Origin of the sequence: Corallococcus sp. AB032C (assembly GCF_003668935.1) — a bacterium.
In the GTDB taxonomy this organism is placed as follows: Bacteria; Myxococcota; Myxococcia; order Myxococcales; family Myxococcaceae; genus Corallococcus; species Corallococcus exiguus.
Genome location: NZ_RAWP01000028.1, coordinates 1 through 16,916, shown reverse-complemented (window position 1 = coordinate 16,916; position 16,916 = coordinate 1). Strand labels below are relative to the sequence as shown.

General features: G+C 71.0%; 19 protein-coding genes and 1 pseudogene. 11 read left to right on the top strand and 9 right to left on the bottom strand.

What is annotated here, in order from left to right; translation table 11 throughout:
- The first annotated feature begins 6 nt into the window (after positions 1–6).
- The 5 genes from D7X99_RS14795 (at position 7) to D7X99_RS14775 (ending at position 4,330) form a co-directional block, all read left to right on the top strand.
- Positions 7–1,545, top strand: coding sequence for a PLP-dependent aminotransferase family protein (locus D7X99_RS14795; RefSeq protein ID WP_121778374.1), 1,539 nt, complete (start codon positions 7–9; stop codon positions 1,543–1,545).
- Entirely contained in the window at positions 1,542–2,009 is a 468-nt protein-coding gene (locus D7X99_RS14790; protein ID WP_121778373.1) for an SRPBCC domain-containing protein, read from the top strand. Before D7X99_RS14795 ends, D7X99_RS14790 begins: the two co-directional genes overlap by 4 nt.
- A gap of 37 nt (positions 2,010–2,046) precedes the next feature.
- The gene (locus tag D7X99_RS14785; protein WP_121778372.1) at positions 2,047–2,622 is read left to right on the top strand and encodes a hypothetical protein; all 576 of its coding nucleotides are present in this window, start codon (positions 2,047–2,049) and stop codon (positions 2,620–2,622) included.
- A complete protein-coding gene (locus D7X99_RS14780; RefSeq protein ID WP_121778371.1) occupies positions 2,595–3,680 on the top strand; it encodes an MBL fold metallo-hydrolase in 1,086 nt (361 codons plus the stop codon). Before D7X99_RS14785 ends, D7X99_RS14780 begins: the two co-directional genes overlap by 28 nt.
- Positions 3,681–3,973: 293 nt before the next feature.
- Positions 3,974–4,330, top strand: coding sequence for a hypothetical protein (locus D7X99_RS14775; RefSeq protein WP_121778370.1), 357 nt, complete (start codon positions 3,974–3,976; stop codon positions 4,328–4,330).
- On the opposite strand, the gene D7X99_RS14770 is transcribed toward D7X99_RS14775, so the two are convergent.
- From D7X99_RS14770 to D7X99_RS14755, 4 genes are all read right to left on the bottom strand, one after another.
- On the bottom strand, positions 4,327–4,860 hold the full coding sequence (locus D7X99_RS14770) for a Uma2 family endonuclease (protein ID WP_283244699.1): 534 nt from the start codon (positions 4,858–4,860) through the stop codon (positions 4,327–4,329). The two genes, D7X99_RS14775 and D7X99_RS14770, sit on opposite strands and share 4 nt — an antisense overlap.
- Positions 4,861–4,969: 109 nt before the next feature.
- Positions 4,970–5,551, bottom strand: coding sequence for a Uma2 family endonuclease (locus D7X99_RS14765; protein ID WP_121778368.1), 582 nt, complete (start codon positions 5,549–5,551; stop codon positions 4,970–4,972).
- A 51-nt stretch (positions 5,552–5,602) separates the two neighbouring features.
- Positions 5,603–6,643: a class I SAM-dependent methyltransferase gene (locus D7X99_RS14760; RefSeq protein ID WP_120580083.1), complete on the bottom strand. Its 1,041-nt coding sequence runs from the start codon at positions 6,641–6,643 to the stop codon at positions 5,603–5,605.
- A gap of 33 nt (positions 6,644–6,676) precedes the next feature.
- Positions 6,677–7,009 carry an MXAN_6627.5 family MYXO-CTERM protein gene (locus tag D7X99_RS14755; protein ID WP_120580084.1) on the bottom strand — a complete coding sequence of 111 codons (333 nt, stop codon included), beginning with the start codon at positions 7,007–7,009 and terminating at the stop codon, positions 6,677–6,679.
- Between the two features lie 125 nt (positions 7,010–7,134).
- Between D7X99_RS14755 and D7X99_RS14750 the strand changes: the two genes are divergently transcribed.
- On the top strand, positions 7,135–8,457 hold the full coding sequence (locus D7X99_RS14750; RefSeq protein WP_120580085.1) for a response regulator: 1,323 nt from the start codon (positions 7,135–7,137) through the stop codon (positions 8,455–8,457).
- Positions 8,458–8,519: 62 nt separating this feature from the next.
- Here D7X99_RS14750 and D7X99_RS14745 read toward each other — a convergent pair whose 3' ends face one another.
- Complete coding sequence (locus tag D7X99_RS14745) at positions 8,520–9,161, bottom strand: hypothetical protein (protein WP_120580086.1); 642 nt, start codon at positions 9,159–9,161, stop codon at positions 8,520–8,522.
- 57 nt (positions 9,162–9,218) lie between these two features.
- Here D7X99_RS14745 and D7X99_RS14740 point away from each other — a divergent pair, with 57 nt between their 5' ends.
- From D7X99_RS14740 to D7X99_RS14725, 4 genes are all read left to right on the top strand, one after another.
- Entirely contained in the window at positions 9,219–9,716 is a 498-nt protein-coding gene (locus tag D7X99_RS14740; RefSeq protein WP_121778367.1) for a hypothetical protein, read from the top strand.
- Between the two features lie 57 nt (positions 9,717–9,773).
- Positions 9,774–10,409, top strand: a complete 636-nt coding sequence (bcp, locus tag D7X99_RS14735) for a thioredoxin-dependent thiol peroxidase (protein ID WP_121778366.1) — start codon at positions 9,774–9,776, stop codon at positions 10,407–10,409.
- A gap of 229 nt (positions 10,410–10,638) precedes the next feature.
- Complete coding sequence (locus tag D7X99_RS14730) at positions 10,639–11,160, top strand: hypothetical protein (protein WP_147476155.1); 522 nt, start codon at positions 10,639–10,641, stop codon at positions 11,158–11,160.
- A gap of 136 nt (positions 11,161–11,296) precedes the next feature.
- Positions 11,297–11,659 (top strand): hypothetical protein, encoded by a 363-nt coding sequence (locus tag D7X99_RS14725; protein WP_121778364.1) that lies wholly within the window; start codon positions 11,297–11,299, stop codon positions 11,657–11,659.
- Here the strand turns inward: D7X99_RS14725 and nagZ are convergent.
- The 4 genes from nagZ to D7X99_RS14705 all read right to left on the bottom strand — a co-directional run bounded on the left by nagZ (position 11,656) and on the right by D7X99_RS14705 (position 16,783).
- Entirely contained in the window at positions 11,656–12,765 is a 1,110-nt protein-coding gene (nagZ, locus tag D7X99_RS14720) for a beta-N-acetylhexosaminidase (RefSeq protein WP_121778363.1), read from the bottom strand. The genes D7X99_RS14725 and nagZ overlap by 4 nt on opposite strands.
- Positions 12,766–12,856: 91 nt before the next feature.
- Positions 12,857–14,956, bottom strand: coding sequence for a BatA domain-containing protein (locus D7X99_RS14715; protein WP_121778362.1), 2,100 nt, complete (start codon positions 14,954–14,956; stop codon positions 12,857–12,859).
- On the bottom strand, positions 14,953–15,834 hold the full coding sequence (locus D7X99_RS14710) for a DUF58 domain-containing protein (RefSeq protein WP_120580093.1): 882 nt from the start codon (positions 15,832–15,834) through the stop codon (positions 14,953–14,955). Before D7X99_RS14710 ends, D7X99_RS14715 begins: the two co-directional genes overlap by 4 nt.
- 13 nt (positions 15,835–15,847) lie before the next feature.
- Positions 15,848–16,783: an AAA family ATPase gene (locus D7X99_RS14705; protein ID WP_368667765.1), complete on the bottom strand. Its 936-nt coding sequence runs from the start codon at positions 16,781–16,783 to the stop codon at positions 15,848–15,850.
- Between D7X99_RS14705 and D7X99_RS43695 the strand changes: the two are divergent.
- A pseudogene (locus D7X99_RS43695) lies at positions 16,781–16,916 on the top strand (pyruvate kinase); the annotation flags it as partial. The gene D7X99_RS14705 and the pseudogene D7X99_RS43695 sit on opposite strands and share 3 nt — an antisense overlap.

Below are 16,916 nucleotides of genomic sequence, written 5' to 3'. Positions count from 1 at the left end.
TACCAGTTGAAGACCTCCACCGGCGTCGCGTCATCGCTCCTTCTACGGCTCGATTCGCGAAGTCCCACGCCGCTCCATGAGCAGCTCTTCGAGGGCATCCGTGCGCGCATCCTCACGGGGGCGCTGGCACCCGGGCTGCGGCTTCCCTCTTCCCGTCAGCTCGCCACCGAGCTGGATGTGGCCCGCAGCACCGTCCTCCAGGCGATGGACGCGCTCACTGCGGAGGGCTACCTCGTGGCCCAGGCGGGCTCCTGTACGCGCGTCGCACCCGAGCTGCCCATCCTCTCCGGAGACCGGAGCCGTGAACCCGGGCTCCCTGCTGCCGCACGTGTCTCAATCTCTGGGAGGGGGCCTCGGCTTGCTGCCTCCGCACGGGCGCTGAAGTCCACGCCTGTGGGTGCTCCGCGCCTGGGGGCCGCGCCTCGCGCTTTCCGGCCCGGTGTGCCCGCGTTGGACCTGTTCCCCACCGCGCTCTGGGCACGCACGGTGTCTCGCGTTCATGTTCGCGCGAGCACGGGGTTGCTGGACGGGGGTGACCCCTCGGGCCAGGCGCCGCTGCGCGAAGCCATCGCCACCCACGTGTCCGTGTCGCGGGGCGTGCGCTGCTCCTCGGAGCAGGTCTTCATCACGGCGGGCACCCAGCAGGCCTTCGATGAGGTCCTCCGGCTCGCGCTGAACCCGGGGGACTCCGTCTGGGTGGAGGACCCTGGCTATCCCGGTGCCCGTCGCGCCGTGCTCGCCGCTGGAGGACGTCCGGTGCCCATCCCCGTGGATGGGGACGGACTCGACGTGGGCGCGGGCCTGGCTCGCGCACCTCGGGCTCGGGTCGCGCTGGTGGCGCCTTCGCACCAATACCCATTGGGCGTCACGCTGAGCCTGGCGCGGCGGATGGCGCTGCTCCAGTGGGCCGAACGCACCCGCTCGCTGATCATCGAGGACGACTACGACAGCGAGTTCCGTCACCGCGGCCGTCCCTTCACCGCGCTCCAGGGCCTCGATGACGCCGGCTGCGTGGTCTACGTGGGCACGTTCAGCAAATCGATGTTCCCCGGCCTGCGCCTGGGCTTCCTCGTCGTGCCGCCCTCGCTCGTGGACGTCTTCTCCGTCGCGCGCGCCGCCGCGTCCGCCCCCGCCTCCACTCTGGAGCAGGCCGCGCTCGCCGTGTTCCTCGCGGAGGGCCACTTCGCCCGTCACCTGCGCCGCATGCGCGCGGCCTACCGCGAGCGCGGTGAAGCCCTGCTCGAAGCCCTGCACGCCGACTGCTCGGGCGTCCTCATGCCCCGTCCCTGTGACACCGGCATGCAGGTGTGCGCGTCCCTTGCCGCGCCGCTGTCCGACCTGCGCGTCCGCGACGAGGCCGCGCGCCTGGGCGTGGAGGTCGCGGCCCTGTCCGACTACTTCCTCGGCCGACGTCGCGAGTCCGGCCTCATCTTTGGCTTCGGCGGCGTGCGCCCGGACGACATGCGCGCTGGGACACGGACCCTGGCCCGGGCAGTCGAAGCCGCGCGCCTCCGCCCTCCTCAACTGAAAGGACGCACCCGATGAGCGACTCCCTCCCCGTGAAGCTGACCGTCACCCACCGCTTCAAGGACTCCGCAGAGCGCGTCTTCAATGCCTGGCTCCATCCCGTGAAGGCCCGCTGCTGGCTCTTCGTCACGGCGCCGGAGCGGCCGCTGGTGCGCGCGGAAATCAATGCGCGGGTGGGCGGCCGGTTCTGCTTCACGGACCTGCGCGATGGCGAAGCGGTGGAGCACATGGGCGAGTACCTGGAGGTCGACCGGCCGCGCCGGCTGGTGTTCACCTTCGCGGTGCCGAAGTACTCGCCGGACTACGACCGGGTGACGGTGGACATCGTTCCCGATGGGGAGGACTGCGTCCTCACCCTGACCCACGAGATGGGCCCGGACGGTGAGAGGTGGAAGGACAGCACCGAGAAGGGTTGGTCCAAGATGCTGGGTGCGCTGGAACACTGGCTGGTGTGGGCCCCGGCCACCGTCCAGTCGCCCTGACATCCCTTCCCGGGCGCGAGCCGTCTACGATGGCGTCATGACCTGGCGTCCCCTCCTCCTCTCGCTGGTGCTGCTGTCCGCATGCGGGCAGCGACGAAGCGACCCCGCGCGCGTGGCGGAGGACCTGATGCGCCCCGCGCCCCTGGGAGCCTTCGCCGCGGGCACGCCTCCCGTCTCCACGGAAGACTGCACGGTGCGCACGGCGAAGCAGTGCTTCGACCAGGCGCTCACGCTGCTGGCCACGAACGCGCAAGGCCCGGAGCGGCTGCGCGCGGTATCCCTGATGGGCAAGGCCTGTGACGGACAGGTGAAGGACGCCTGCTCCTGGCTGTCCCAGCACGTGAAGGAGCCCCGGCGCGTGCGCGGTGGCCCGCCGGACGACCCGGTGTTCCAGGAGGCCTTCGAGCACTGGCGCGAAGGCCGCAAGCACCACGTGCGCGTGACGTGCCGGTTGGTGCAGGGCGGCGTGCCCCAGCAATGCGAGGTGCGGGAAGCGACGTTGCCCCCGGACCTGTTGGCGCAGGCACTCACCCGCATCCAGGCTTCGCGCTACGCGCTGCCCACACTCGACGGAGAGCCCTTCGAATGCGACTGGACCATCGTCATCAAGTGACGCGGCTGTGGCCCGTGCTGGCCCTGTCGCTGTTCACCGGCTGCTTCGCCGGCACCGTGCACCGGGGTCCGGTGACGGACCACTTCGACGGCGAGTCGTTCCAGAACATCGGCGACGCGCCGAAGCTGTCCCCGCTCACGCTGATATCCGCCGTGATGGAGGAGCGGCGCGGCCCCTGGCGCGACTACGCGGAGGAGCCCGCCGGCCCGAAGCCACCGGAGCGCGTGGGCCCGGGAGCGCTGCGCGTGACGTTCATCAACCACGCCACGGTGCTGCTCCAGGCGGACGGGGTGAACGTGCTGACGGACCCCATCTATTCGGAGCGGGCGAGCCCCGTGTCCTTCGTGGGCCCCAAGCGCGTGAGGCCTCCGGGCATCCGCTTCGAGGACCTTCCGCCCATCGACGTCGTGGTGGTGAGCCACAACCACTACGACCACATGGACCTGCCCACGCTGCGACAGTTGGAGGCCGCGCACCATCCGCTCTTCCTCGTGGGCCTGGGCAACCGCGAGCTGCTCATGGACGAGGGCTTCCAGCACGTGGAGGAGCTGGACTGGTGGCAGTCCGCGAAGAGCGGCCCCCCGGGGTTGAAGGTGTGGGCGGTGCCCGCGCAGCACCGGTCGAACCGGGGGCTGACGGACCAGGAGGAGACGCTGTGGGCTGGCTACGTGTGGGAGACGTCCGGTGGCCCGGTGCTCTTCGCGGGTGACACGGGGCTGGGGCCGCACTTCGACCGCGTCGCGGAGCGCTTCGGGCCCATGCGCCTGTCGGTGTTGCCCATCGGCGCGTTCCGGCCGCGCGTCCTGCATCCCGTGCATATGGGACCGGAGGACGCGCTGAAGGCGCACCACGTGCTGCGCTCGGGCACGTCCGTGGCGATGCACTACGGCACCTTCCCCATGGCGTGGGACGGCCAGGACGAAGCGAAGTACCTGCTGTTGCGGCTCCTGCTGAAGGAGGAGGTGCGGCCGCGCTTCTGGGCGCTCGGCTTCGGCGAGGGCCGGGACGTGCCGCCGCTGGCGCCGGGAAATGACGGGCGTGCCGATACCGGACGCTGACGGCGTGGTGCCGCCGGAGGTGGACGCGAAGGAGAAGATGGACCGGGCGCGCGCGTGCATCCGCGCGGGCGAGGTGGAAGAGGCGATTCCGCTCTGCGACGAGGTGTACCGGCGCTTCACGCTGTCGAAGGTGCCGGCGCTCCAGCTGCAGGTGGCGAGGGCGCTGGGGCACCGGGGCGCGGCCATCGCGGAGAAGGGGATGTTCCACGAGGCGCTGGTCCACTTCGACGAGGTGGAGCGCCGCTTCTGGAGTCCGCGCAGGCCGGAGCTCTGGGAGGGCGTGGCGTTGGGGGATGCTGTACCGGGCCCGTGTGCTCCTGGACATGGACCGGGAGGACATGGGCTGCAACTGGCTGGAGCGGATGCAGAGCCGCTTCAAGGCGTTCGCGCAGCGGCCCGGCGAGGACACGGACCCGAGGATGCGCGCCCTGGTGTCCACCGCGCTCATGGGACGGGCCCTCGTGTTGCTCCGGGAAGAGTTCCTCCCGGAGGCGCTGTCCGCGATCGACGCCATCCTCGAACACGCGGGCCCGAACCCGGGACGGCGTCTGATGGAGCCCGTGAACTTCGCGAAGTTCCACCGCGAGTTCGTCGAACGTGAGCTGCAACTCGAGCGCGAGCGGGCCGCGCGCAGGCCGAAGCCGCGTTAGCCCGGAGGCGGAAGGGACTTCCAGAGCCAGCCCAGCCGCAGGTCCCGCTCCTCGAAGGGCGGGGCTCGGATGAGGTCATCGGACTCGCCGTAGACGCCCACCTCTACCCAGAGCCCGTCCCGCAGCTCGCTCACGGTGAGCGTGCGCGCGTCCAGATCCACGAACCACAGGTGCTTGATGCCGATGCGTGCGTAGAACGGCCGCTTGATGCGCGTGTCGTAGGCCCGCGTGGTCGGTGACAGGATTTCGCACGCCCAGTCGGGAACATCCGTCCACTGTCCCTGGGGCATCAGGGGCACCCGCTCGCGCCGCCAGCCCGCGAGGTCCGGGATGAACTCCGGAGAGCCACCTACCCGGATGCCAGGCTCGGACATGATCCACCATCCGCTCGGCATCTCCTCGCCACCCAGCTGGAATGAATCATCCAGCTCGCGGTGGAGCCTGTATTCGAAATGGCCGTGCGCGGCACGCGGCCGCGCATGCGTGTACAACGTTCCGTCGATGATCTCGCCCACCACGCCCTCGGGCAAGGTCTCGATGTCAGCGAGGGTCGCCGGACCCCCGAGTGGTTTCGCGCCATAGACCATGCCCGAAGTGTGGAGTTAGCAGCGCGGTCTGACAAGCGGGCCGGGCGGGCGCTCAAGACGCATCGGTCACCGGCCACCACTCGCCGAGCCGCAGCTCGATGGCATCGAACGGTGCCGCGCGGATGATGTCGTCCTCTCCGTACACGCCCACCTCCACCCAACGTCCGTCGCGCAGCTCGCTCACGGTGAGCGTGCGTGCCTCCAGGTCGATGAACCAGAGATGCTGGATGCCGATGTGCGCATAGAACGGCCGCTTGATGCGCGTGTCGTAGGCCCGAGTGGAAGGTGACAGGATTTCGCAGGCCCAGTCCGGGACGACCTTGCACCTTCCACCGGGCAGCACGGGCATCCGCTCGCGCCGCCACCCAGCGAGGTCCGGATTGAACTCCGGCGCTCCCTCCACCTGGATGCCCGGCTCCGCCAGCACCCACCAACCGCCTGGACCGTTCTGGCCGCGCTGGAAGGGGCCTCGCAGGCCATCAATCAGCGCACCCACCAGGTCCATGTGCCCGGCCCGGGGCCGCGCATGCGTATACAGCGTCCCATCGATGATCTCGCCCACCACGCCCTCGGGCAGGGCCTCGATGTCAGCGAGGGTCGCCGGACCCCCGAGTGGTTTCGCGCCATAGGCCATGCCTGGAGTGTGGAGTTACCTCCACCGTCTGACAAGCCGGCGCCGGGACCGTCAGTCCGGCTGCGCGATGATCAACGTCTGCAATGGCAGATGCCGGATGGGCCGCGTGCTCTGTACCTTGAAACCCGCGTCATCCAGGAAGCCCTCGACCTCCGCGGGCGTGTAGGACGCCGCTCCGGACGTGAGGAAGTAGTGCAACCCGATGAGCGGCGCGGACGTGCCCTCGGTGTCCCGCTCCTCGCGCAGGTACTCCAGCACCGCCAGCGTTCCCCGGGACACCATGGCCCCTCGCACGCGCCGCAGGAGCGCCACGTTCTGCGCGGGCGTCAGGTGGTGCATCACCTGGAACAGCAGCGCGCCGTCATACGGCCCGCCCAGCTCCGCGGTCAGCACGTCCCCTTCCTTGTGCGTCACCCGGTGCGACAGCCCCGCCTGGGCGATGATGTCCCGCCCCACGCGCACGCTGCCCTCCAGGTCCACCACCGTGGCCTTCAGCCCCCGGTGCATCCGGCACAGCTCCGCCGCGTACCAGCCATGCGCGCCGCCCAGGTCCAGCAGGTGCCTCGCGCCCCGGGGCAGGGGAATGGCCGCCGCCACCTCCGGCGAGGCCAGCCGCGCCAGCTGGTACATGGCCTGGATGTAGTCGCGCCAACGCGGGTCGTCCGGAGCGAACTGGTGGATGTCCACCGACTGCCCGCTCTTCACCGCGTTCTCCAGCTGCCCCCACCAGTCCCACTGCGCGTAGTTGAACTCCAGGAACGCCGTGATGGCCTGCGGCGAGCGCGGGTCCAACCACCGCCGCGCCCGGGGCGCCAGCCGGAAGCGGCCCCGGCTCAGCTCCACCACCTCGCAGGCGATGAGCGCTTCCAGGAGCGCACGCATGCCCTCCGTGCTCGTCTTGAGCCGCGCCGCCAACGCCTCCGCCGTCGCCGCGCCGTCCGCCAGCGCCGCGTAGACGCCCAGCCGGGCCCCGGCCATCAGCGTCCGCGACGCCATCATCCCGAAGAAGGCGTGCGCCAGGGGCTGGGGCGCCAGGTTGAGGAAGTCCGCCACCCGCTCCAGGAGGTTGCTTGCCTTCAGGCCCAGCCGCATCGCGCGTCGCTCCTTGGGGTGGGGGCCTGCCGGCTACCGGCGGCGCCGCGAGCCTGCCACGGCGGCCACGCCCAGCACCATCAGCGCCGCCTGCGGGCCCAGCAGACAGCCCTGCGTCTCCGCCTGACGGATGCCGGTGTACTTGCACTTGCCCGTGTTGCAGCTGAAGCGCGGCGCGCAGTCGCTGGTGCTGCGGCAGTCCGTGGGCACGCGGCCGGTGTTGTCGTCCCCTTCCGGCGAGTTCGGATCGTCCGGCTGACCCGCGTCCTGCTGCGGGCCCTCCTGGGCCAACGCCACCAGGGGTGAGAACAGGAGGAGTCCGGCCAGGAGCGCTGCCGGGGGGATGCGGGCGAGAAGGGAGGACATGAGGCGGGCGACACCCTAACGCCCCAGCGGGGCGCTTGCATCCATCGTCTGAAGCGGGCGGCCTTCCGGGGTTCCCTGGAAACGCTGGCCGCCCGGGCGTCCGAATCTGCTACGGTCCCCCCGCGATGGCGCCTCGAATCCTCGTCGTGGACGACAACCAGGAGCTCCTCTCCCTCCTCACGCAGCTGTTCGAGGACGCCGGGTATGAGGTGGTGGGCGCCAGCCGTGGCAAGCAGGCCATCGAGGCCGCCCGCGCCCAGCCCCCCGGCTGTGCTGTCTTGGACATCCTGTTGCCGGACATGATGGGCTACCACCTGGCGGACACGCTGCGGAAGGACAACCCCCAGCTGCCGCTGCTCTTCATCACCGGCGTCTTCAAGGGCGGCAAGCACGCCACCGAAGCGCGCCAGAAGTACCAGGCCGCCGGCTACTTCGAGAAACCCTTCGAGGCCCAGAAGCTGCTGGAGGCCGTGGCCAAGGTCCTGCCCGCGGAGAAGAAGGTCCCCGCCGCCTCCATGGCCGACGCCTTCGAGGTGGAGCTGGACATCGACGTGGAGGAGGAGGGCCCGCAGGACGCCATGGAGCTGACCGGCCGCATCAAGGTCACCGGCGGCGGCAACCTCACGGCCGAAATCCGCGGCGCCAACCTCACCGCCACGCCCATGCAGAAGGTGTCCACCACCCAGGTGCGGCCCCCCACGCCGGGCCGCCCGCCGGATCCGCTGCCGGTGGGCGCGGGCGCTCCGGGCAGCCGCCGGGGCGAGCTGAAGGACAACCTGCCCTCGCTGCTCACCGCCTTCTACCTGTCGCGCGAGACGGGCGAGCTGGGCGTGCAGCGCGGCAAGGTGAAGAAGGTCGTCTACTTCGAGAACGGCACCCCGGTGTTCGCGCTCTCCAACCTGCTGGCGGACCGCTTCGGGCAGTTCCTGGTGCGCGTGGGGAAGATCAAACCCGAGCAGCTCCAGGACGCATCCGCCGTCGCCGCGCAGAGCCACCGGCGCACCGGTGACGTGCTGGTGGAGCGCGCCCTGCTCAAGGACACGGAGCGGCTGTACTACGTGGGCCAGCAGGTGAAGGCCATCATCTACTCGCTCTTCTCCTGGGAGGAGGGCACGTACGTGATGAGCTTCAAGGAGAAGGCCTCCGCGGAGTCCATCAAGCTGGACGTGCACCCGGCGAACCTCATCGTCCGGGGCATCAAGAAGCTCTACAAGCCGGAGCGCCTGCGCCGCCTGCTCCAGCCCGAGGACCGGCTCATCCCCGCCGTCGCCCCCGCCTACGGCCTCAACGAGGTCGAGCTGGAGCGCTGGGAGGCGGAGCTGCTGCCGAAGATCGACGGCAACCGCGTGGTGGCGGAGCTGCTCGCGTTCGCCAACCGGCCGGAGCACGTCGTCTACGGCTTCCTGGTGTCGATGATGGCGCTGGGCATCCTGGACAAGCGCTCGTAGCGCTGCCGGTGCCTGGAAGCGGGCCTGGGTGCCTCAGGGCCCGCGGTGTGCCGTGCGGCGCTTCAGACGAGCCGCGAGCCGATCCAGAACAGGCCCAGCGCTCCGGAGCCCAGCGCCACGCCGCGCTGGATCCACAGGCTGATGCGCGCGTTGGCGCGCGACAGGCCTTCCGCGAACAGCAGGCCCACCGCGCCCATGCCGATGAGGATGCCCAGCGCGAAGCCGGGCAGGTACGTCCACGCGGACAGGCTCATGCTGCCGCCCACCAGCAGCGGGGGCAGCGCGATGAGCAGCGACCGCACGCCGCTCACGGCCATGAAGGCGCCCGCGGCGGTGCTCACGGTGTGCACGTGCTCGTGCGGCTCGCGGTCGTGGCCGGGCAGGTGCGGGTGGCCGTGGTCCAGGCTGTGCGGGAAGATCAGGGCGGTGACGGCCAGCGCCACCAGCACCGCGCCGCCGAACACCTCCGCCCACCGCTCGAAGGTCTCCGACAGGCCCACGCCCGCGAAGAGACACACCGCCGCGATGCCGCCCAGCATGGCCGCGTGGCCCAGGGCGAAGCGCAGCGCCGTCATGATGGCGACACGGCGCCGGCCGCCACCCAGGGTGCCGAGCGTGGCCATGGCGGCGCAGTGGTCCGGCCCCAGGGCGTGGAGCAGGCCTTGAGTCAGGCCGAGCAGGAAGGCGAGCAGGATGGGAGCCACGACGGCGCACCCTAGCCGTGGTTTAACCCTGTGGCCAGCAGGAGGACGTCCCACACCATGCGCATTGCCCATCCCCGAACTTCCGCCGCGCTGCTGCTCGCGGGTCTGCTCGCGCTGTCGGGCTGCTCCACCGACCCAGGTCCGGAGCAGCTGAAGCAGGCCGAGGCGCGCTACCAGGAGTTGATCAACAAGAACCTCGGCGCCCAGGACCCGGCGTGGGCGGAGGTCGCCGCCCAGTTCGAGGCCGTCCCCAAGGACTCCAAGGTCCGCCCGGAGGCCGACAAGCGCCTGGCCGCGCTGAAGGCCGCCCAGGAGAAGATTCCACCGCGCCCCCTGGCCCGGCCCGGTGCGACGGGCAAGGGCGCCAGCGACGTGGAGGCCAAGCGCGCCGCGTGTGAATCGCTCGCGAAGAAGATGGGCGAGGCCAACACGGACGCGACGCGCAGCGTGCTGCGCAAGGTGCTGGAGAGCTGCCAGGCGGAGCTGGTCCGGCTGGAGGCCCACGACCACCCGCCGGGCGAAGAGGTCCATGCGCCGGACGAGGGCGCGCGCTGAAGTCCCTGACGCGCGCGGAGTTGAGAAGCCCTCGGGGTCTGGGTATGGAGCCGACACATGCCCATGCCCCAAGCAGGTGACAAGGCCCCCGGCTTCTCGCTCCCCGACCAGAGCGGCGCCACCGTCTCCCTCTCGCAGTTCAAGGGACGGCACGTCGTCCTCTACTTCTATCCGAAGGACGCGACCCCCGGCTGCACCACGGAGGCGTGCGACTTTCGCGACGAGCACTCCGCGCTGGTGAAGGCCGGAGCGGTGGTGCTGGGCGTGTCGCCGGACAGCGTCGCGTCCCACCAGAAGTTCGCCACGAAACAGGGGCTGCCGTTCTCGCTCCTGGCGGATCCGGACCACGCGCTGGCGGACGCGTACGGCGTGTGGGGGGAGAAGTCCCTCTATGGCCGCAAGTTCATGGGCCTCATCCGCGCGACCTTCCTCATCGGCCCGGACGCGAAGGTCGTCCGCGTGTGGCCCAAGGTGAAGGTGGCCGGCCACGTCGCGGAGGTCCTGGCCACGCTCCAGGGCGGAGCGTCCTCCGACGCGGCTTCGGCCCCGAAGGCTCCGGTGAAGGCTCCGGCGGCGAAGAAGGCCCCAGCGGCGAAGAAGGCTCCGGCGGAGGCGAAGCCGGCGACTGTCAAGAAACCGGCGGCGAAGAAGGCCCCAGCGGCGAAGCCGGCCCGGAAGGGCGCGCGCGCCTGAAGCGGGGCGGGCGCCGGTGCACTCCTGGCGGGACAGGGAGACCGGGACCGTGTATGCCTGCGCTCGTGGCTGGCTCCTCTCCTTCCGGGCGGGGCTGGCCGTTCACGATGAAGCCCTGTCGGCCCTTGGGCCGGACAGCGGGCGGCCGGCGGGGCCTGCCCTCGGGTGGATGCCCGGTGGTAGGCGAGGTCGGCATGACCATTCCTCGGGGATGGCGGAGACGACGAACATGCGCGAGCGAGGCATTCAGCGGTGGATGGGAGCGGCGGCGCTGACGGCGGGCGTGCTCTTGGGCACGGCCTGTGGCGGGCTGCCGGAGACGGGTGGCAAGCAGCCGGATGAGCCGCGGGGCAATGCCTTCGCGCAGCGTGGGACGCAGCCGGAGGCCGTCTACAACGTGGCCGAGCAGCAGGGGCACGAGAACCCCGCCGACGCGCACCACGGTGACGCGACCGCGAAGCTGCCCGCCCACGTGCTGACGGTGGACCGGGGCTACAACTCCACCATCGAGAAGATCGGCTCCAGCATCGACCCGCGCACGCCGGCGAAGTCGGGCAAGTCCAACAACTCCAAGTGGGACGACGCGGGCGGCATGATGGCGCACCGCTACGGCCTGTTCGGCGGGGCGACCTACTCGCCCGCGGCCGAAGGGCTGGGCGGCTGGCACGTCTCCACCGCGAACGAGCTCACGCGCGGCTTCGAGGCGCCGTACTCCTACGTCAGCCCGCCCGTCTACCTGCACGACCGGTAGTTGGACGGAGGTCCCAGGGCGCTCGCCGGCCAGCGTGCCAACGGGCGTCCGTCCTCCAGCCCCGCCACTCCCGGTGGGGCGCTGGGGTGGTCACTCCTTCTGTCGAGGCCGTGATGGCTTCCGGGAGGAGCAGGCCATGCACTCAAGAACGCTTCATCACTGGACGCTGGTGGCGGTGTGCGCCGCGACGGCCGCGCTGGTCGGCCCTGGCTGCAACCGTGACAAGCCCACGATGCCGCGCGCGGGGAGTCGCTACCAGGGCGTCGCCAACACGCAGCAGCCCGCGCCGCCGGGAACGGGTGGCTCGGGCGCGAGCACGTCCACGGACGCGAAGTGGTCGGCCGCCGCCGGAGCCCACCAGCTCCAGCAGAACCAGATTGGCGCCCCCGGTTTCACCACGCCCCAGGAGCCGGTGCCCGGAGACCGGGGCGGGGCGGACCGCTTCCAGGGCCCCATGGGGCAGGGCTCCGAGCTGGGCTCCAGGCACGCCACCCACTAACGCGATGCGAGCATGACCTCCGTGGGGTCCTTGCCGGTAAAGGCACTGGCGAGGCCCTGCGCCAGCGAGCGGTGCTCCGCGTCGCCCAGCGTGGCGAGCCGGTCCTCGGCGGGGTGCGCGAAGCGGGCGGCGAGCGCGTCCAGGCGCCGGTGCGCTTCGGTGATGCGCTCGCGCGGGACGCGGCCGGACTCCACCGCCTTCACCAGCGCTTCGATGGCGGTGCGCTGCACGTCCGCCTGGTGGCACACGAGGAACAGGTCCACGCCCGCGAGCGTGCCCTGCACCGCGGCCTCCGCCACGGAGTAGTGGTCCGCGATGGCCTTCATCTCCAGGTCGTCGCTGACGACCACGCCATCGAAGCCCAGCTCCTTGCGCAGCAGGTCGTTCAGCGCGCGGTGGCTCATGGTCGCCGGCACGCCCTGCTCCAGCGCGTCGAACAGCACGTGCGCCGTCATCAGCGACGCGAGCCCCGCCTTCGCGAAGGCCTGGAACGGCACCAGCTCCACGCGGCGCAGGCGCTCCAGGTCGTGCGGCAGCTTCGGCAGCGTGAGGTGGCTGTCCGTCGTCGTGTCGCCGTGACCGGGGAAGTGCTTTCCACAGGACGCCACGCCGCCGGCCTCCAGGCCCTTCGCGAGCGCCACGCCCAGCCGGCCCACCTCCACCGGATCGCGGCTGAAGCTGCGGTCGCCAATCACGGGGTTGGCCGGGTTGGTGTCCACGTCGAGCACCGGAGCGAAGTCCCAGTCGAAGCCCACGGCGCGCAGCTCGTGCGCGAGCAGCCGGCCCACGCGCTCGGCCAGGGCTTCGTCGCCGCGCTGTCCCAGCTCGCGCATGGGAGGCAGGGCGGTGAAGGGCTCACCGCGAAGGCGCGCCACCCGGCCACCCTCCTGGTCCACGGAGAGGATGAAGGGCCGGCCCGCGCGCGTCTTGATGTCACGGCACAGCGCCGCGGTCTCCGCCGCGGTGCCCACGTTGCGCTTGAAGAGGATGGCGCCGTAGATGCCATCGTCCATCAGCGCCGCGAAGTCGGCGTCGATGCGGGTGCCAGGGAAGCCCACCATGAAGAGGCGGGCGCAGTCGCGATAGAGGGCGGAAGCAGGGCTCACGGCCGCGCAGTGTGGCAGAGCCCGCCGCCCATGGGGCAGTGGATGCGTTCACCGAGCGTCGGCTGCCTGTCAGGGCGCGGAGCGGCCGGGGCTACTTCCGGAGCAGCGTGCCCTCGAAGAAGAACGCCAGGCACGCGGCCAGGATGAGCCACGTCCACAGCGGCACCGCGGGCTTGTCCGCGTCCCCCGTGGAGGCCTTCACCGTGTCCTCGCCGAAGTAGGCCGTCAGCGTGTCCTGCGGCACACGCGTCAGGTCGCTCTCCGCCGGGTCCAGCGTGGCGGCGAAGTCCAGCGCGGCCACGGGCTTCCCGTCCGAGCCCAGCACCGCGTGCACGCCCGGCTCCACCGTGGGCCCCGCCACGAACGACCCGTCCGGCTGCGCCTTCACCGGCAGCTCGCTGCCGTCCGGCGCGCGCACGCCCGCCACCTTCTGCGTGCCCTCCGGGCGCAGCGTCACGGTCTCGCCCACGCGTACGCGCACCTCCTCGCGCTCCTCCAGCGAGCCCGTGAGGTACGCGGCGAAGCGCTGCATCAGCGGCAGGAAGCTCGTGCGGATGGCGAAGTCGCTCCAGTCGCGGTCCACCGTGCTGGTGAACAGCGCCACGCGCCCCTTGCCCCGGCGCGCCACCGCCACCGCGGGCGCTCCGTCCTCGTACGTGGCCAGCACCTGGCTGGTGCCCGGCGCGGACGGGCTGTCCGCCTCCAACAGCATGTACTTGTAGAAGCGCGCCCCGATGAGCCCCTCCTCCGCGCGGCCCGTGAAGGGCGCGAACAGCGGATGGTCCACCTTCACCTGCGCCAGCTTCGCCGTCTTCGTCTCCGCGTCCGGGTCCTCGCGCTCGGCGCTCGTGCGCACCAGGCGCAGGGGGCGCGGCAGGAGCGTGCCCAGCCGCTGGTTGTACGCCTCCGGGTTCACGTGGTCGCCCACGCTCACGAAGAGGCCGCCGCCGTTCTCCACGAAGGCCGTCAGCTTCTGGGCTTCCTCCGCCGACGGCGCCGTCGTGTTGAGCAGCAGCACCAGGTCATACGCGCTGAAGTCCTCGCGCAGCCCCACCTCCGCGTCGCGCACCGCCACGTCCACCGGCGAGCCCGGCGACGTGAGCGCCGCGTCCACGAAGAAGGCCTCGTCCCGGTAGCGCGTCGCGTGCGGCGAGCCGTTCACCACCAGCGCCTTCAACCCGCGCGGCACCGGCAGCACGAAGGACCGCCGGTCATCCTCCGCCAGCGAGTCCGGCGCGAGCGTCACCTGGCCCACCACCGTGCCGCCCTGCGGGAAGCGCACCGTCAGCGTCTTCTGCGTCGTGCCGCCCGCGGGCACGTCCACGAAGCCCTTGGCCAGCGTGGACTCGCCCACGCGCACCGCGGCCTCCAGGTCCTTGGCCGCCTTCGCGCCGAAGTTCCGCACCGTGAAGGTGAACTGGTACGCGCGCGGCCCCGCCTGCAGCGCGGGCTCCACCCGCAGGTCCACCAGCGCGTGGTTGTCCAGCGCCTCGCGCCCGGACGCCACGTCTCGCAGCACGACCTCCGGCTTCACCATCGCGCCCGTGGGCCCCTTCACCGTGGGCGGCGGCGCTTCCAACCGGAAGCCGGACACCGTCATGTCGGAGACCACCACCAGGCGCTTGCCCGGCATCGGGTTCTCCTCCAGCGACCGCGCGGCCATGTCCAGGCAGCGCGACAGGTCCGCCGTGCCGTAGGTGGGCTTCGCCTCGTCCACCAGCGCTCGCAGCCGTGCCCGGTCGAAGCCCGGCGGCTGGGGCGCTTCCGGGGACGCCGTGCACACCATCACCGTCGCGGGCTCCTCCGGCAGCAGGTCCTTGAGCGCGTCGCGCGCCTCATCGCGGCCCTTCTCGAAGTTCGACGTGCCGTCCGACCAGCGCATGGACAGCGATGCGTCCAGGATGACCGCCGTGGCCGCAGGGCCGCGCGTCACCGTGGCCGCCTGCGCGTCGCGGGTGAGCTCCGGCCGCGCCAGCGCGATGGGAATCGCCAGCAGGATGAGCGTGCGCAGCGCGTACAGGAGCAGCCGCTTCAGCTTGAGCCGGCTCGCCGTACGCTTCTGGCTGCGCAGCACGAACGCGAGCGGCCCGAACGGATGCGCCCTCGGCCGGCGCCGGTCGAACAGGTGCACCAGCACGGGGATGAGCGCACCCAGCGCGCCCAAGAGGAACCACGGGTTGCCGAACGTCACCGGCGCCTCCCTCGGCGTCCCAGGAAGCGCAGCAGCACCTCATCCAGCCGCTCGTCGGTGCGTACCAATTCGTAGTCCACGTCGGCCTCGGCGCACTTCGCCTTCACGTCCGCGAGGAACGCGCCGAACTCCTCCAGGTAGCTCTGCTTGATTTCACGCGGGTTCACCTCGATGCGGCCCTCGCCCTCCATGTCCAGGAAGAGCGTGGGGTCGTCGAAGGGGAACGTCAGCTCCGCCGGGTCCACCAGGTGGAACACCGCCACGTCGTTCTTGCGCTGCCGCAGGGCCAGGATGCGCTTGAGCGCCTCCTGCCGTTCATCCAGCAGGTCCGACAGCACGATGACCGTGGAGCGCCGGGGCAGCACCTCCGCGAGGTGATCCGCCGCGCTGCCCAGGTCCGTGGGGCCCTTGGCCTCCGTGTGCTCCAGCGCGTCCAGCAGCACGTTGAGGTGTCCGGCGGAGGCGCGGGGCGGCACGTCCTTGAACGCGCCGCCCACCATGACGGCCAGGCCCGCCGCGTCCTGCTGGCGCACGAGCAGGTAGCTGAGCGCGCCCGCGAGCGTCTTGGCCACCTCCAGCTTGGACATCGCGCCGCTCTGGTAGCCCATGGACGCGGACGCATCCACGACCATCACCGAGCGCAGGTTCGTCTCGTGCTCGAAGCGCTTGACGTAGTACTTGTCGAACTTGCCGTAGGCCTTCCAGTCCAGGTGGCGCAGCTCGTCGCCGGGGGCGTACTCCTTGTGTTCGGCGAACTCCACGCTCTGGCCCTGATGGGGGCTCTTGTGGAGGCCGGACAGCACGCCCTCCATCACGGCGCGGGCGCGCAGCTTCACGCCCTGGAGGCGGGACAGCGTCTGGGCGTCGAGCAGCGACATGGGGTGGAAGCGCCTAGCCCTTCACCACCGTGAGGAGCTGGTCGATGAGCTTCACGGACGTGATGCCTTCGCTCTCCGCGGTGAAGTTGGGCAGCACGCGGTGGCGCAGCACGGGCCTCGCCAGCGCCCGCACGTCCTCCACCGTGGCCACGAAGCGGCCGTTGAGGATGGCGCGCGCCTTGGCCGCGAGCACCAGGTACTGGCTCGCGCGAGGGCCCGCGCCCCAGGACACGTTCTTCGCCACGAAGTCCGGCGCGCCCGCTTCCTTGGGACGCGTGTGGCGCACCAGCTCCACCGCGTAGCGCACCACGTGGTCCGGCACCGGCACGCGGCGCACCAGCTCCTGGAGGGCCAGGATGCGCTCGGGGGAGAGAATCTTCTCCAGCTTCGGCGGCGCGCCGGCGGTGGTGCTCTTGACGATCTGCACCTCCTCCTCGGCGGTGGGGTAGCCCACGTCCACCAGGAACATGAAGCGGTCCAGCTGCGCTTCGGGGAGGGGATAGGTGCCCTCCTGCTCGATGGGGTTCTGCGTCGCGAAGACGAGGAAGGGCAGCTCCAGCGGGTACGTGCGGCCGCCGGCGGTGATGCGGTACTCCTGCATGGCCTGGAGGAGCGCGGCCTGCGTCTTGGGCGGCGTGCGGTTCACCTCGTCCGCGAGGATGATGTTCGCGAACAGCGGGCCCTGCATGAAGCGGAACGAACGGCGGCCCGTGGTCTTGTCCTCTTCCAGGATGTCCGTGCCGGTGATGTCCGACGGCATCAGGTCTGGCGTGAACTGGATGCGGTTGAAGGACAGGTTGAGCACGTCCGCCAGCGTGGAGATGAGCAGCGTCTTCGCCAGGCCGGGCACGCCCACGAAGAGGCAGTGGCCGCGGCTGAAGAGCGAAATCAGCAGGTGCTCCACCACGTCCCGCTGGCCGACGACGCGCTTTTCAATCTGCTCGACGATGGCGTTGCGGGCCTGGACGCCATCCTCGACAAGACGGACGGCGTGATGGTGGCCCGAGGCGACCTGGGCGTGGAGATTCCCCCGGAAGAAGTGCCCGCCGTCCAGAAGGACATCATCCGGCGCTCCAACCTGC